The organism is Carboxylicivirga fragile, from assembly GCF_050589805.1.
Taxonomy (GTDB): domain Bacteria; phylum Bacteroidota; class Bacteroidia; order Bacteroidales; family Marinilabiliaceae; genus Carboxylicivirga; species Carboxylicivirga fragile.
In genome coordinates this window covers 19,337-35,919 of record NZ_JBNGOY010000022.1, presented here as the reverse complement: position 1 = coordinate 35,919, position 16,583 = coordinate 19,337, and the positions used below count along the sequence as shown (strand labels likewise).

The window sequence follows — 16,583 nt, the reverse complement described above, 5'->3', positions numbered from 1 at the left end:
TAATTGGAAATGTGAGTGGACAAATAAAAAAGGTAGTCCAATTACGGACTACCTTTCTTAATATGTAAATCTATTCGTCTTACCAACGTCTTCTTGAAGTTGGATTGTTATATAAAATGCCACCAGCTTCTTCAAATTCTTTTTCTAAAGCAGGGAGCTTTGTTTTGAATAAAGTATTTAATTCCTGTTCTTTTTCAGTGTATGATTTTAGTGCTATTTCATACTGTTCTTTTTGAGCGCCCGTAACATCAACTTGCGCATATGAGGTAGTGTATAGCGCAAAACGAATTCGACTAGCTACCGTATTTTTGGCTCCAAATCCACCAATAATAACTTTCGATACAGCATTAATTTCTTCTTGCAAAGCATCAATTCTATTTGTTAAAACACTTGCTTCAACAGCTGTATTGGCTAGTATTGTTTCCATACTCTTCAATCGAGTATTCATATCCTTAATTTTACCTCTTGCAGAAGTGACTTGAGCATTTAAATCACTTACATCTTTTAAGAAAGCAAAATTAGCATCATAGTTAGCCATACCCAATGCGTTAGGAATAGAAATCACATTGAATGGTTTTGGTTCGACTAAGCGCGTAAATGTTCCTGCAATGTTTTTATCAATAGCCACTTTGTATTCCCCAGGAGGAACTTTAGGCCCACGTCTTGTTAAGTACGCAAAATCCCAAGTAATGCTGGCATATCCTTTTTTTAGTCCGGTCGTTAATTTTCGCATAATGTTACCATTTGCGTCATAAATAGTGAAAATTAATTCTGGTTTTGCTTCTTGGCTTTCTGCTAATAAATCTTCCTCAGAAGCATATTTAAATGTGCCTCCCGATTTTTCAGCTGCTTTCTGAGCCTCTTTTCGTTTATCTTTTAGGCTTTTGTATCCATTTTTAATATAATACTCAAAGGTGGCCGAAGGATCAGGATAAGGAACCCTATAATGCACATCACCTTGGTTATTTAAATTACTTGATGGAAAATAAAGTAAGGCATCGTTAATTTCAAACAGGTGCGCCTCTTTGTTGTTAACTTCTTCGCTTAAAGACCGTAGTGCAGAATAATTATCCAAAACATAAAACCCACGTCCAAAAGTTGCTACAACTAAATCGTTTTCTCTTTTCTGAATCGTTAGTTCTTTTACCTGAATCGGTGGAATACCATTTTTTATTTGCACCCATTTTTCACCACCATCAATACTTGTCCATACGCCCCATTCTGTTCCAATAAATAATAAATTATGGTTTACATGATCTTCCTGAATACAATACACTGTACCCGACGGAAGATTAGATGCAATTGATGTCCATGATTTACCTTTGTCCGTACTTTTTAATAAGTAAGGTTTAAAGTCACTGCTGTTTTTACGGCCATCGAAACAGGCATAAACCACATTTTCATCATGCATCGAAGGAGTTATGTAATTCACAAAGGTCATCTCAGGAACACCTGTGAACTTATCATATTTGGTCCAATTTGTACCGTCATCCTCAGTAATCCAGATTAATCCATCATCGGTACCAACATACAACATACCCTGTTTTAGTGGCGATTCGGATAATGCGAATATATTTCCAAACTTAGATGTTGACATGTTTTTTGCAACCGCTTCAGGAGGCCAAATTTTACCCATCATTGGTAGGGTGTTTTGATCAATTTGCCTTGTTAAGTCCCCTGATATTTTCTTCCAGGTACCACCCATATCGGTACTTTTTAGCACATAATTACCACCGATGTATAGTGTTTTTGAATTAAACGCACTTAGTAAGTATGGTGTGTTCCAGTTCCAGTTGTATTCCTCATCAATGGTAGGTTGAGGTTTGATTGAAATGCTATTACCTGTTGTTCTATCATATCGTCTAATACCACAATACTGCGATTCGCAATATTGAATATCAGGATTGTTAGGATCAGGAATTGACAAGTAACCATCGCCTCCGATAGTATAAGTCCAATCACCATTTACAATGTTTCGACGATGTGTTTGAGATGGGCCGAACCATGAACCATTATCTTGAGCCCCACCATAAACATTGTAAAAAGGATAGTCATTATCAGTTCTGGCGTGATAGTATTGAGTTATTGGCAGATTACTAGCAAATTGCCATGTAAGAGCAGCATCATAAGTTTCATATAGTCCTCCGTCGCAACCCATAATATAGTGATTTGGATCATCAGGATTCATCCAAATGGCGTGGTTGTCCACATGTTTATTTCGTCCTTCAATGTTCTCCCATGTAAGTCCGCCATCAACAGAGCGAGCTGCACGTGTATCCATTAGTATTATCATATCAGCATCGTAGGGAGCTGCATATAACTCATTGTAATATTGTGGACTGCCAGACACTTTGTCGCTGCGTTTCTCCCAGCTTTCTCCCATGTCGCACGAACGATAAACACCACCTTTGTTACCAGGTAATTCTATAACGGCATAAATAATGTTAGTATTTACTGGAGAAAGCGCTAATCCAATTCGACCAACATCACCGCCTGGAAGTCCTTTTTTAAGCTTTTTCCATGTAGCGCCTGCATCAACTGATTTGTAGATTGCTGATTCGGGTCCACCATCAATTTTTGAATAAACCCGACGCTCGCGTTGATGAGAAGCAGCATATAATATATCGGGGTTTGTTGGATCCATTTCCAGATCTGATACACCGGTATATTCTCCAATTTCAAGAATACGATTCCATGTAAGACCACCGTCAATCGTTTTATATAATCCCCGTTCACCACCAGGGCCCCATGCTTGCCCTTGAGAAGCTACGTATACAACGTTGCTGTTTCTAGGGTCAATCATAATTTTACCAATTTGCGAACTGGTTTTTAATCCCATGTTAGTAAATGATTTACCACCATCTGTAGTTTTATACACACCATCGCCATAGGCAAGATTGCGTTGAGAATTATTTTCACCTGTACCTACCCAAACCACATTCGAATTATTCGGATCCATTGCTAAACAACCAATTGAAAATACGGGTTGGTCATCAAAAATAGGTTCAAAAGTAGTTCCATGATTTGTTGTTTTCCAAAGACCACCAGAAGCAACGCCAACATAATATTCAGAGGTGTTTTCGGGATTAACAGCAAGATCAGAAATGCGGCCGGAATATGCAGCAGGCCCAATACTCCTGAATTTATACATATTCAACATTTTACTCGAAAGCTCAAAGCTTTCTGTATCCGAAGAAGCTTTCTTTTTATTTCTCTGAGCATTAGATGGCAAGCTGAACGACATAAGGGCTATGCTTAAGATACTTGCTACAATCCATGCTTTGTTTTTTGTTGTGTGCATGTTTATGTATTTAGATGAACTATTCTTTTTTTATTTAAGAGAGGAAAAAATGCGTTTGTTTGTAAATTGAAGCTTAAAGGTGAAGAATATTAAGAATATAGGCAAATGCTAAAATTAAATTAGGAAGCATTCTCTTAAACTTTAGTTTGCTAGATTCTAGCGATAGTTTGAGTTGTGATGCGTTAATATATCTTGAAATATATTATGTTTTATTTTTTCAATAGTATGGGGATTATTAGCTCCGCTGTAACAGGTTTTCCTGCTTCCAAGCCATATTTCCACTTGCCTATATTTCTTAGTATCTTATCTAATTGATTCTCGATCATTGTGTGTTCTATCGATGGTTTATAGTAATTAGCATAGGTGCCATTGAAATAGAATTCTCCATTAATATCAATAATGACCCTTGCGTTTATCAGATATGAATCACCTATACTCATAAAATCTAGAGGTAGTACAAGCTCCTCGTTAATAATTTTATTTATAGTGTAGATATCAAGAGAACTTTCGGGCAGAAAATCACAATACGTCATGTATTCAAGTCCAATTTTACTTCTACTTTCTTTTAATCTTTTCGAGGGTCTTTGAAGGGGATAGTGTAAAGGATTTTGTATGAGATTCTTTATGAATTCGTAGTTGTATGTTTTTGATTCATTCTTATCGTACCATCCAAATATTTGGCCCTGTACTTTTCTTTCCTTTACAGGAACATAGAATTCCCCGCATATAGATATTTCATAATTATTACGCCCTGTATAGTCAAGTCTATTCAACGCTAAAATCCATTCTGTATTTGGTTTAAAATGCTCAATATATGGCCTGCATTCAAACCCATTATCGCCCCAAACTATAATTGTATCATGTTCTTCAATACCTCGTAGCTTTTCAATGATTAAGAATTTCATTGAATATGGATTCTCATGTAAACTACGAGTAACCATTGAGTCATATTCAATAATCTTTCCATATACGACTATGTCAGCTGCTTGACTTGAATAAACAAAGCTGCCTAAGTATCCACAATCACAGGCTTTTGATGTGTGTGCAATTGTGCATATTAATAGAACTAATACTATTAGAATTCTTTTCATTAGTATTCGTTAAACTGAAGTTCTTTGTTCGATGGCGATTTAAGACTAATTCACTTAAATATGTTACATCCCAATAAAAGAAAATACAAGAAGTGTTACTAAACCAATTAGCCAAACAAAACCATACATAAACCAAACGAGTGTCATTTTAAAGAAGGTAGAAACCCACTTGCGTTTGTAGAGGCGGCGAGCACCTATCACCTGGTAGATTGGTAAAGTCCAGAATAAATAGCCCATCCACGTAGTGTCGTGATTTGGAAAAATAAGTGCAACAGCTATAACCAATGATGTAATAGTAAATATGTAAGAGTGAATATTTAAACCAAATATCAAATGTCCAATGTAAAGCTTTTTGCTGCGCAAGAATGATATCCACAGAAAGAAGGCAAAGAGGGGCATAAACAGAAATAAAGACCACGAGGTGAATTGAAAGAGTTTATTCATATATAACTCGGGGTGCTCTTTTATTAATTTGGTGGTGGCTGCATACTTCGAGTCATCATCACCTTCAACAGCATCCTCAATACCTTGCATGAAATCATCCATTTTATCTGGAATCGAATCCACAGTCATGCTATTCTTCTTATAGGTGGCATACTCTGCTGAATCAAGGTTATTCTTTAATTCATGATCAACAACATTCATTACAGAATCCTTAATGACTTGGGCAGAGTCTCGGTCAATTTTAACCATGGCATTGTCGTTGTCATCGCCAAATACTGTAAAATTATTTTCTTTGATCGAACTGTTCGTAATGGTTGAAACAAGAAGAAACATCACAAAACTAATGAACACGTAAAATCGAAAAGGAGGCATGTAACGCGCTCTTTTTCCATCCAGAAAATCTTGTGTTAGTTTGCCCGGTTTAAAAAGAATGGCAACTAAGGTTTTTATTAGTCGTGTATCAAAGGATACCACCGTTCCCATGAAATCGACAAACATAAAACGAATTGGACGTTCGAGCTCTTTTATATGCTGCCCGCATTGTGGGCAATACGTACCGTCAAAAATCGTTTCACAGTTTTTACAGACGATTGTTGTTGATTGTTTCTCTTCTGTATTTTGATCAGGGCTATGCTTGTCTTGTTCCATTAGGTGTGATTTTTACTCATAGGGATTAATGTAGCCAAAGATAAAATTTTTTAAGAATATGTAACTAAGTCTCTTTTTAAAGAGAGCTTTGGAGGCAATGTCATTTAGTTAATTATCCCTTTTATTTATAAACAATTGGGAACCTCCCCTTTAGGGGATAAGAGGGGTATGGCTAGGTATTTCTCTACATCTCCGTGTCTCCGTGTTTAGTTAAGCTATTTCTGATTCACGTTAAATACAAATGTTGAAAAAAGTGATTTGAAGCTTTAACAAGACGCTATTTGTATATCTTTGCGCAAATTTTTGTGTCGACCATGAAACAGCTTAAACCCATCATGATTGTTGGAACCTGCTCCGATGCAGGTAAAAGTGTTATAAATGCCGGTATCTGCCGTATTCTCAAGCAAGATGGCTACTCGCCAGCTCCCTATAAAGCGCAGAATATGTCGCTTAATAGTTACGCTACACCCGAGGGTTTGGAGATAGGCCGGGCACAAGCCACACAGGCCGAAGCGTGTGGAATTCCTTGTCATTCCGACATGAATCCGGTTTTACTAAAGCCAACTGGCGAAATGGTTTCGCAAGTAGTTTTGAATGGTAAACCAATCGGTAATCGTTCGGCTTACGAATATTTTCGTTCCGAAGATAGCAATGTCTTGTTCGATGCGGCCTATGCTGCTTTTGAGCGTTTAAGTCAACGCTTTTCGCCCATTGTGTTAGAAGGTGCGGGTTCAATATCGGAGTTAAACCTAAAGAAGCGTGATATCGTAAATATGCGCATGGCCATACGTACCGGAGCCGATGTGTATTTGGTGTCGGATATCGACAGGGGCGGTGTTATTGGCAGTGTGTACGGTTCCATCATGCTGCTCGACGAGGAAGAACGTAAACACATTAAAGGCATCATCATAAATAAGTTCAGAGGGGATATTACCTTGTTTGATGATGGCAGAAAGATAATTGAAGATTTAACGGGTGTTCCCGTGGTAGGGGTTGTTCCTTACTTTCGCGATATATATGTAGAAGAAGAAGACTCAGTGGTGCTGGAGCAAAAGAAACGAACTGCCATGGCCGGTAAGGTGAATGTGGCAGTTGTTCTACTTAATCAGATGTCGAATTTCACCGATTTTGATGCGCTTCAACACGATGGCAGAGTAAACTTGTTTTATTCCGATCAGTCGTCTGAAATTCAGAAAGCCGACATCGTTATCCTTCCCGGTTCAAAAAGCACATTGAAAGACCTGAAAGGACTGCAAACAAAAGGTCTGGACAAGCTAATAAAAAGCATGCATGCCAATGGTAAAACAGTGATTGGTATCTGCGGAGGTTATCAGATGCTGGGCAAAAGCATTAACGATCCCGAAGGCATTGAAGGAAGCATTAAGCAACTCAATGGACTGGATCTTTTGCCAGTCGAAACCACCATTACTGACGAGAAGCAAACCGTTCAAACACGTTTTCAGTTTCTGGATAAACAAGATTGGTGCGAGGGCTACGAAATTCACATGGGGCAGACTAAGGTACTCGATGAAGCTCCTTTCTTATTAACACTCGATGATGGATCGCAAGAAGGTGTTTACAAGAGCGAACGTTGCTGGGGCTCTTATATGCACGGCATACTAGATAACCAGGTAGTGATTAATCAACTGCTCGAACCTTATGCCAATGCGACAGAGAGTGGCATGTCTTACAAAGAGTTTAAAGATAAAGAATACGATAAATTGGCTGATCATCTTCGGGCTAACCTCGATATAGATTACATGTATCGTACTATGCATGGGGAGGAGAAGAAATGATAAACCGTTTTGAACATGGCGATGATGGCTACCAGTTTGAGCAGGAGGTAATAGCCGACTTCAGTACAAATACCTGGAATTTAGGACCCGATCCTCAATTATTAAGTGTTTTGCAAGAACAGTTAAACACTATTGGTCATTACCCTGAAGTAAAAGCCGAATCGTTGGCCGGCCTCATTGCCGAGAGCTATGGTTTGCATAGTAATCAAGTATTGGTTTGTAACGGAACCATTGAGTCCATCTTTCTGTTGGCCCAATTATATGCTGGGAAAAAGAGCCGTATTATTTCGCCAACTTTTTCGGAATACGAGCACGCTTGCGAAATAAATAATCACAGCATTAGTTTTTGCGGCGAGAATTTCATCAATGCCGGTTTAAATACTGAGAGTGATATCTTTTGGTTGTGCAATCCTAACAATCCATCAGGACAATTGATAAAAGCAGAGCCCTTAAGAAAGTTGATTAAGAATAACCCTCAAACGCTTTTCGTGATCGACGAAGCTTACATGGATTTTTGCCTGGAGGATGAGTCATTGATATCTTCCTTGCAACTCATGGATAATCTGGTGATCTTAAAATCAATGACCAAGAACAGTTGCTTGCCTGGCTTGCGATTGGGATACCTACTATGCAGTACCCAATTGTATAAGCGCTTGTCAGCCATTAAATCGCCCTGGAGTGTGAATGCTTTGGCGGTGGCAGCGGGTAAGTACACCATTTCAAATCCACGAATTACCGACACACTGCGTTTGCAGTATCATTCCGAGGCAAGGGCCTTAGCCAACGAATTAAAGGCATTGGGTTTTGAAGTAACACCTTCGCATACTGGTTATTTCTTGGTGAAAACACCAATAGAATCAAGTGTCTTAAAGGCACATTTGTTAGAGAAGTACCATCTGCTAATTCGTGATGCAGCAAACTTCCGAACTTTGAGTAAGAACCATATTCGTGTTGCTTCGCTCGGCACTAAACGTAATACTTTATTGATTGATGCGCTTAAGATGAGCGTGAAAAAACTACAAGCCGTTTCTTGCTAATGACTTTTCAAATTGAATTACTCGTTGTTTTTGTAGCGTATGTTCTCGATTTAATACTTGGAGATCCGCCTTATTTGCCCCATCCCATTGTTTATTTCGGACGAAGTATTTCTTGGTTCGAAAAACGATTCAACAAAGGGGGAAAGCGTTTTCTAAAAGGGCTCTTAGTCACTGTAATATTGGTGACAGCTGTACTAGTCTTTTTTATGACAGCCCAATATTTGCTCTCACTAGTCGATGAGCTATTATCCTACCTCTTCATTGGGCTATTCTTTTTTTATGGATTGGCAAATCGTACCTTGATCAAAGAGGGACAAATGGTGTTTGAGAAGTTGGAAGAAGAGGGCTTGGAAGCAGGACGTAAGCAACTGTCTCGCATTGTAGGCCGCGATACATCGCAGTTGAGCGCTCAACAGATACGAACAGCGGTGTTGGAAACCATGGCCGAGAACCTAAGTGATGGTGTTGTGGCACCTGTGTTTTGGTTTGCCATTGGAGGCATACCCGCCATGATGGCCTATAAAATGGTAAATACTCTGGATTCGATGATAGGCTACAAGAGTGAGCGTTACCTGTATTATGGGCGTTTTGCGGCACGCCTCGATGATGTGGCTAATTATATCCCAGCTCGCCTTACTGGTTTGTTGATGGTGATGGTGACTGGCTCGTTACGAGCTTTTCGGTTTATGCTAAAGTTTGGTAACAAACACAGCAGCCCTAATGCTGGTTATCCTGAATCGGCCTTGGCTGGCATCTTAAGTGTGCAATTTGGTGGTTCAAATATTTACCATGGTAAAAGAGTGGATAAACCACATATTGGTATAAATAATCGTGCCATTACGATGCAGGATTATAGCGTAAGTGCTCGCGTAAATCATGCCGTATGTTTTGTTGCTATAGTACTGGCTTTGGCCTTGAAGTATGCATTGTATTATTAAAAATAACCTTCGATAAAAATGGACAAGTTGATCATCCCTGATTTACATTTAGAACTAAAGGAAGATATACAAAATAAAATTGATCAGAAAGCAAAACCAATTGGTTCCTTGGGGCAAATGGAGGAGATTGCTTTGCAACTTGGGTTGATACAAGGTACGCTTGAACCACAGTTATTAAAACCAGTCATGTTGACTGTTGCTTCTGATCATGATATCTGTGAAGAAGGTGTGAGTCCTTGTCCCATAGAAATAACCTGGCAGCAATGTTTAAATTTCCTGGATGGAGGAGGGGGAATAGGCTTATTTTCGCAAGTTTATGGTTTTGATCTAAGAGTAGTAGATGCTGGCGTTAAGTTCGATTTCAAAGCACACCCTAAGTTGATCGATGCCAAGGTGCGTAAAGGCTCACGCAATTTCCTGCGCGAGCCAGCCATGACAATGGATGAATGCCAACAAGCCATTCAGAACGGACGCGATATTGTGGCTAAACTTCATATCGAAGGAACAAACGTAGTTGGTTTTGGAGAAATGGGAATTGGTAACACATCACCCGCTTCGGCTTTATTGTCCGTTTATACGGGTATGGATATTCGCACCTGCGTGGGACCTGGTTCGGGCTTAAGTCCCGATGGTGTGAACCACAAAGCCGATGTGTTAGAGCAAGCCATCTCTAAACACGGGGTTTCTGACAATGCCATTGAAAACCTGGCACGTTTTGGCGGTTTCGAAATTGCAACGATTGCAGGCGGAATGTTAGAGGCCGCATCGCGTCGCATGGCGATCATCACGGATGGCTTTATTACCACTTCCGCTCTATTGGCTGCCCATGCCATTAACCCAAAGGTGGTGGATTACGCATTCTTCTCACATCAATCAAAGGAGCAAGGGCATCAAAAAATGGTTAGCCACATGCAAGGTGAGCCTATCTTAGATCTGGGGTTCCGCCTGGGAGAAGGAACAGGTGCCGCCGTAGCTTATTCAGTAATGCAAGGTGCCGTAGCCATGATTAACCGTATGACTTCCTTCGACGAAGCAGCAGTTTATAACACAGCTAATGACGATATTCGGATAGAGGAGTAGAGAGTTGAATCTTAAGAAAAGAGAACTCTGATGATTGGCCTTACCCCTCCAACCTCCCCTAAAAGGGAGGCTATAGTCCCTTTTAGGGGATTTAGGGGTAAAAGAGCCGCTCCTAGATTACTCACTCAACCACTACTTGTTTCATTCCATTTCTTCCATAAAATACAGGGAAATACATTTGCTCTATTTTAGCCGGATTAATATTAAACTTACCATTAAAGCGAGGCACTAATTCAATGGTTTTAATATAAGTACCTGGCTCCAACGATCGGAAATAGATATTTACCTTTTCCTTGTAATACTCCCGATGAGCTTCATTATGAGCATGGCTTTTTTTGTTAGCATATGAACAGCCTGCAGGGATCGGAATTTCTAGCATTAAGTAATCGCTTTTGTTTTTAACCTCAATACTTACCTCTAGTTGATACTTCTTGCCTGCTTCTAATTGTTTTACACTTTCACTGTTATGCTGCCAAGCGGTGTTAAGAACAAAGTAATCGGTTTTAGGCTCAGGCTTGGGATTAAATACTTTTTGATGATAGCCTGCAAAGACTGTTTGTTTTCCTTTTTTAGTAATGGTAATATAATCACTATTTGCAATGGACTTTTGAAATGGCAACTCCTGTATGTTCTCACTTCCTCCATCCCAAGAAACGGTGATGCTATTATTTTCACTTTTATCTTTCAAACTAATTAATTCTGGTAGTAAGCCTCTAATAATATTTGAAGCTTGATACGTATTAATCCAACCCGAATTATCCCTTTGCTCAAAGAACCAGTTTCTAATCTTCGGAAGCATGTCTCTGTATCTGCCACTCTGCTTTATAAGTTGGTACATTTGTAGGGTCTGCATCAAGTCGTTCGAAAAAAGCCAGTAGCCTTTATTACCCCAATAAACACTTCCGTACAAAGTAGTTTTGTGTTTATTAACCAGAGCTGTGATATCATCCTTATAACCCATTTTCTGACGTAAGGAATAAACCAGTATTGAATCATTAAATGTGTGGCATTTTTGAACTAAGTCATCTGTGTGCGAAGTGTAATTGCTTATTGAATCTACCTGAATAAGAGTGTTTAGTAATTCCACTTTATTGTGTAATGAATAGGTCGATTGCAATCGACTAACTAAATGTCGAGCTAATGTTTGTTCGTCCATTGTAATATCATAGCCCTGAACTTTAGCCAGTGACAAGGCTTTAATAACATGGTGGCTCACCCAGTAAGAAGTTGTATTGCCTGACCACCATCCCCAAAGGTCTTCAGAATTCTTACTTTTGTTAAGTTTCTTTATAAGAGATTTAATATCCTTCTCATACTTGAACTTCTTATCCAGAGCATCACATATTTGTTTTTCAGCTAATAAACCAATTAGTTTTGATGCCTTCTGCTCGTTACATAAATAAGCATAATGACGTAGCCGCTTAGTTTCACGATACAGAATATTTAAAGGGTTTGATTCGATGTAAAGTTCGGCATCAAGGCCATTGTTAACATTCCAAGTGATGCTAGTATCGGATTGTAATACTGTAAACTCACCAATATTATCGATTGATCCAATAGGAATAATTGGGATGTCGCGATTTTCACCGTCCTTAAATGTTTCCGTGCTTAATTCATATTTCAGGCTGAGCGTATCTACCTTAGGGATTGATACTGACATCGTATCGATAGCCAATTGTTTCGTCCATCTTTTTGTTTCTGACATCAAGCTATCTTCTTGGTAAAAACGATGTTTAGTTTTTATAGAATCACCCAGATAGTTAATGGTTTTGCCAATAATGTTTATGCTATCTCCCTCGACAGCAAAACGTGGTACAACGAGATTCGCTGATAGAGGTAAGAAAGCTTTAATATTACCAGACCATTTGGCACTTAAGCCATTTGGCGACATTGCTAATAAGTGTGTATCCCAAGAAGTAATATCATCGGGGAAAGTAACCTTAAAACTTGCTTCTCCATTTTTATCGCTTAATAAAGCCGGTTGCCAATAAGCCTCGTCTTTAAAGTTTGTTCGTAAACCTTTATTATTTGTTGGCAACAGAAGAGGTATGCTTTTTTCAATGGTTACGCGCTTAAATGGGATAACGGTATTGTCTTTTAAAGTAAGTATAACAGCACCATTGGCTGCTCTGGCTCCGTACAAGGCGGCCGCCGATGTTTCTTTTAGAATTTGAACCTCAGCAATGCTGTTAGCATCTATATCTTTCAAATCACCTTGGTAGGGAACGCCATCAATAATGTATAATGGTTGTTTATCTGCTTCAATACTTGATAATCCGCGAATTCTTACTTGATGAGAAGCTCCAGGTGCTCCCATTGAATTGACTATACTGATACCCGCTACTTGTCCTTGTAACGCACTTTGAACTGTAGTTACACTGCCTGTAAGCGAGTACTTCTTCGAGGTGCCATAGCCAACAACCACCACTTCATCTACGTTGCATTCATCAGCATTAAGTCTAATGTCGCTGTGATTGCCCATGCCGACATTCATATTGATAGACTTATATCCAATAAAACTGAAACATATTTCAGGAGTACCTGCTGGTACCTTGAGTTTGTAATAGCCATCTATATTGCTTATAGTGCCATGACTTGTTCCTTTTAGAAAAACGTTTGCACCGGGTATTGGCAGGCCGTCTGCATCATCATATATGTAGCCACTTATTTCTTGCTCAAACCGTGTATTTTGACTTAGGTTATTAATTATGCTTTTTTTGATTTTGTGTTCGGTGTTATGACCTTTTTTAGCAATAATTCTTTTTTGCGAGATGAGCTGAGTAAGGTATTTCAAATCGATGTTGGTCGATAAGAATTTAGGTTCCCTTACCTGTAGAAAATGGCGGCCACCTTTTTTTAGTTCAATATTCTTTACTTCATAACAGTGGTGGTTGCTATACACCATCATAAGACGGTAGTTGCCTTGTTCTAAGTCATGGAAAATGGATTGATTATTATTGTAAATACGTACTGATTCTGATGCATCGTTGAAAAGCAAAGTATAGAGTAAAATGTCTTCTCTTTTCTGTTGTTTATAATCCAATCTTAGACTTGTATTCCCCTTGCTTGTCGACCATGGGTTGCTGAAATAAACACTCTGTGCGATTGACTTATTTTTTCTTTGTGTTATTAATTCATTTATTTTTTGTTGCGTCCATGTTTCATCTGTGAGTTGGGGTAGGCTTGCATCATTGATCAATAATTTATTCGTTATGTTGACAATGGCTTCATCCGTTTTCATCTTAAGGGCATCACCATTGATGCTGTACATATAATAAGGTTCGTAAGAGAAAGTCCAGGTACGATCGCTGGTGTAGTTTAGATTACCCAACTGATGAAATGGGCCGGCTGTAATGTATCCCCTGTAGCCATAGTTGCCGTTTGAGTTAAGAATGTTGTATTGGTCGAACTGGCGCGTGTAACTCAGGTGCCTACCTTTGGGATTAAAACGCACAAAGGCCGTTCGTAACAAGCGTTTTTCGTTGGATGAAAACTCATTTTTCATGTATTTGATCTTGGCTTTTACATTGTGTTCAATGTCAATTGAAACAATGTTCTTTTTGTTTGCCTTAACAAGTATCGAGTCAAGTACAATGTCGTATTCCTTTGTTCTGATACTGATGCTGTGGTAGCCTTCCTGACATTTAAAGCTATATGGTGGATTATTGTTACTAATAGAAGCATAAACAATGCTATTGTCTATCCAAATGATGTGGGCTTGTTGTAATACGCCTTTTTTGAAAACGAATGGAGCTAGTTGTGTTTGTTCGTTATTTGCTTTCCATTGCGTTTGATATAGTCCGTTTTTAGGATGACTAAACTTAAAGAACTCAATGGTGTCGAGTTGCATAATGCTGTTCCAAATGTCGTAATCCAAGGAGTCGCTTCCTAATTCACCAAATAAAGCATTGCCATTATTGACATAGTCGTTTCGCATTGCTCTTTCCTTCTTTTTCTTTTCGAAGTTAGGAACTGATGGAGGCGTGTATTTAAATTTCTTGGTAAGTCCCATCGCTGTTAGGTCAACATTGCTAACAGCTTGTCCTTTGTAGTCAGTTGCTTTAATTTTAAATTCAACACTTTGGCCAGGGTAAATACGATTGACTTGCTCCACTTCAAGGTTTAGTTGTTTCGTGAGGAGGGGAATAGTATAGTTTAGGGAGTGTGATTCTCCTGCCCATTCGTATTGAACCGATAAAAAATAGTTCGCCTTATTCTTTGCCGTTATTGTGGTATCTAGATTAGTCGATTGTTGTCTTGCCAGTTTACGACTCTTTTTGTAAAGGTGATATTTAAATGGAATCTGATCAGGGTTAATCGAAGTGATTTCAATTGTTTCGTGATTTCTGTTGATGTTAAAACCCAAGTTAGGCAGGTGATCTTTCAAGTAGAAATCCTGTTGCAAATCCTGCGAAGTAATGGTGTAGTGACTAATTCGAGCATGTATTTTTTGTTGGTATGGCAATTCAACCCAATGTGCCTTAAGTACATTGTTATTAATGTCTTTCTGTTCGATATAGGCGCTTCGACTTTGAGATTGATTCAGGTTGAGGTATTCTATTTTTATTGAATCGCTTAGTTTCTGAGTGCGAAGTTCTTCCTTTTTGTACCAATAGTTGAAACTAGCTCGTTTCACTGTTCTTTCATTTGAGGCATTAGTAAAAATGGCTTCAATGTTATAATTAGAGTTAATTGCCTTGAATATTGTATCAGGAATATTAATGGTGGTTTCGCCTTTACCTTCAAGCGAAATGGTTTTATTCCATGCCGTGTCTGGTAGATGCGTTAATCGTTTTTGATATTGGCTCTGTTGATTGCCTGGCTTTACAATAATCTGTACTTTCCCATCAGGAATAACATAGCCGTTCATGTCTTCGCCTTTTGCAAATAGTTGTATGGTATCCCCGGGGAAATGATCATTTCCTTCACATCGAAAACTGTATTTAATGCCTTTTAATTCATAATCCTCATAGTAGAATGATGAGCTGGAAAGGTGCGTCCATGGATTTGGCCCAAAATAGATTTGTACACGAGTATCTAATTTTAAATTAAGCGAATCATGTATCGCAAAAGAATAATGGTAATTACCTTTGTTAGAATGAATGGCTTGGCCAAGGAGTTTATAGGTTTTGTCGTGATAGTATACGTTTAATGGCTTATTATATGGTTTCCCTTTTTTGTTCGCGATATAGGTTTTCACTTTCACACTGTCACTTGGGCGATATTTTGGTTTGCTATAAACGGTATAGCCGTAATCCCACTTGCGTTCTCTGTCGAATCGATTAGCCAACTTATCCACAAAACCTTGGGGATATCCATTATCTATTGAATGGTAAATGTCTTTAAATGGTTTCGAGATATAGTAGGGAAGTCCGTATATACCATGGTATCGAATACTACGATATATATCATATGGCAACAATAAAATCAACTTAACTGGTACGGTAATGTATTTAAGTGGAAAGGAGTAAAGTATTTTTCTTGTAAGACTTACTTTCCCAGCTATATTGTCGATGTAGAAAAAAGAAGTAAAGCCCTGATGTTCGACTTCAATCAATCCTTTAATTTGTTTTTTAGGTAGAAAGTAACATTGTGTCTTTTTATCAAATGAGATTCGTCGATTTTGAAAACGAACATCCGCATTCGTAATAAGTTCGCCTTCTTTATTACGAAGACTAAAAGATAAATCGGCATAGTTATTATGTAGGATGAGATCGATGTCGCTATACGATCTGAACTGATAATGTAGGTTGCTATCATCGGCCCAAACAGATAGATAATCGCCTTGAGGTAGTTTCTTAACAAAGGCAGAATCAAGAGTAATACTATCAACAAGATTATGAAAGTAAGATTGGTTAACGCTTTCAAGTCCTTTAGTGTGAATTTCTTTAGCTTGCTCCTGATTAATGGAGTAAATGTATCTGTGATGGCTTGTTCGGCGACTGTTAATTAGTTCTTGAGCTTGTGAATTGGCTTGAAATGCAAAAAGAATGATCGTAAGATATACTAGTCGAGATATTAAATTCATTGAGTCCGGTTTAGGCTTATTACAAAATCGTTTACAGGTAAGATGCAACGTTTGTAATTATTCCATAAAAATAAAATAGATTTTTTGAAAAAAAGTATGATTAAGCTTTCAATGAAGGCTTTTTGTTTTCATGCTAGTATGTAAGATTGATTTCTTTAATAGAATTCACATTCCCTTCTCTTTGATTGTTAATGTGCTTAATGGAAGTATTAAGAAGTGA

The 16,583-nt window shown here is 38.4% G+C and carries 8 protein-coding genes; 4 read left to right on the top strand and 4 right to left on the bottom strand.

Annotated elements, in window-relative coordinates; all coding sequences use genetic code 11:
- Positions 1–79: 79 nt before the first annotated feature.
- From ACRD7B_RS11285 to ACRD7B_RS11275, 3 genes are all read right to left on the bottom strand, one after another.
- Positions 80–3,301 carry a WD40/YVTN/BNR-like repeat-containing protein gene (locus tag ACRD7B_RS11285; protein ID WP_430824663.1) on the bottom strand — a complete coding sequence of 1,074 codons (3,222 nt, stop codon included), beginning with the start codon at positions 3,299–3,301 and terminating at the stop codon, positions 80–82.
- A gap of 209 nt (positions 3,302–3,510) precedes the next feature.
- Entirely contained in the window at positions 3,511–4,392 is an 882-nt protein-coding gene (locus tag ACRD7B_RS11280; RefSeq protein ID WP_430824662.1) for a hypothetical protein, read from the bottom strand.
- A gap of 63 nt (positions 4,393–4,455) precedes the next feature.
- A complete protein-coding gene (locus ACRD7B_RS11275) occupies positions 4,456–5,484 on the bottom strand; it encodes a DUF3667 domain-containing protein (RefSeq protein WP_430824661.1) in 1,029 nt (342 codons plus the stop codon).
- A 314-nt stretch (positions 5,485–5,798) separates the two neighbouring features.
- Here ACRD7B_RS11275 and ACRD7B_RS11270 point away from each other — a divergent pair, with 314 nt between their 5' ends.
- The 4 genes from ACRD7B_RS11270 to cobT are packed head-to-tail and all read left to right on the top strand — an operon-like array spanning position 5,799 to position 10,335.
- Entirely contained in the window at positions 5,799–7,280 is a 1,482-nt protein-coding gene (locus tag ACRD7B_RS11270) for a cobyric acid synthase (RefSeq protein WP_430824660.1), read from the top strand.
- Positions 7,277–8,317, top strand: coding sequence for a pyridoxal phosphate-dependent aminotransferase (locus tag ACRD7B_RS11265; RefSeq protein ID WP_430824659.1), 1,041 nt, complete (start codon positions 7,277–7,279; stop codon positions 8,315–8,317). Before ACRD7B_RS11270 ends, ACRD7B_RS11265 begins: the two co-directional genes overlap by 4 nt.
- Positions 8,317–9,255 (top strand): adenosylcobinamide-phosphate synthase CbiB, encoded by a 939-nt coding sequence (gene cbiB, locus ACRD7B_RS11260; protein ID WP_430824658.1) that lies wholly within the window; start codon positions 8,317–8,319, stop codon positions 9,253–9,255. Before ACRD7B_RS11265 ends, cbiB begins: the two co-directional genes overlap by 1 nt.
- Positions 9,256–9,273: 18 nt before the next feature.
- Positions 9,274–10,335 carry a nicotinate-nucleotide--dimethylbenzimidazole phosphoribosyltransferase gene (gene cobT, locus ACRD7B_RS11255; protein WP_430824657.1) on the top strand — a complete coding sequence of 354 codons (1,062 nt, stop codon included), beginning with the start codon at positions 9,274–9,276 and terminating at the stop codon, positions 10,333–10,335.
- 121 nt (positions 10,336–10,456) lie between these two features.
- Here cobT and ACRD7B_RS11250 read toward each other — a convergent pair whose 3' ends face one another.
- On the bottom strand, positions 10,457–16,363 hold the full coding sequence (locus ACRD7B_RS11250) for a carboxypeptidase-like regulatory domain-containing protein (protein WP_430824656.1): 5,907 nt from the start codon (positions 16,361–16,363) through the stop codon (positions 10,457–10,459).
- Positions 16,364–16,583: the final 220 nt, after the last annotated feature.

Excerpts from the sequence above, each read along its gene's own strand:
- cbiB (WP_430824658.1), top strand. The coding sequence starts at position 8,317 with ATGACTTTTCAAATTGAATTACTCGTTGTTTTTGTAGCGTATGTTCTC.
- cobT (WP_430824657.1), top strand. The coding sequence starts at position 9,274 with ATGGACAAGTTGATCATCCCTGATTTACATTTAGAACTAAAGGAAGAT.
- ACRD7B_RS11280 (WP_430824662.1), bottom strand. The coding sequence starts at position 4,392 with ATGAAAAGAATTCTAATAGTATTAGTTCTATTAATATGCACAATTGCA.
- ACRD7B_RS11265 (WP_430824659.1), top strand. The coding sequence starts at position 7,277 with ATGATAAACCGTTTTGAACATGGCGATGATGGCTACCAGTTTGAGCAG.
- ACRD7B_RS11250 (WP_430824656.1), bottom strand. The coding sequence starts at position 16,363 with ATGAATTTAATATCTCGACTAGTATATCTTACGATCATTCTTTTTGCA.
- ACRD7B_RS11270 (WP_430824660.1), top strand. The coding sequence starts at position 5,799 with ATGAAACAGCTTAAACCCATCATGATTGTTGGAACCTGCTCCGATGCA.
- ACRD7B_RS11285 (WP_430824663.1), bottom strand. The coding sequence starts at position 3,301 with ATGCACACAACAAAAAACAAAGCATGGATTGTAGCAAGTATCTTAAGC.
- ACRD7B_RS11275 (WP_430824661.1), bottom strand. The coding sequence starts at position 5,484 with ATGGAACAAGACAAGCATAGCCCTGATCAAAATACAGAAGAGAAACAA.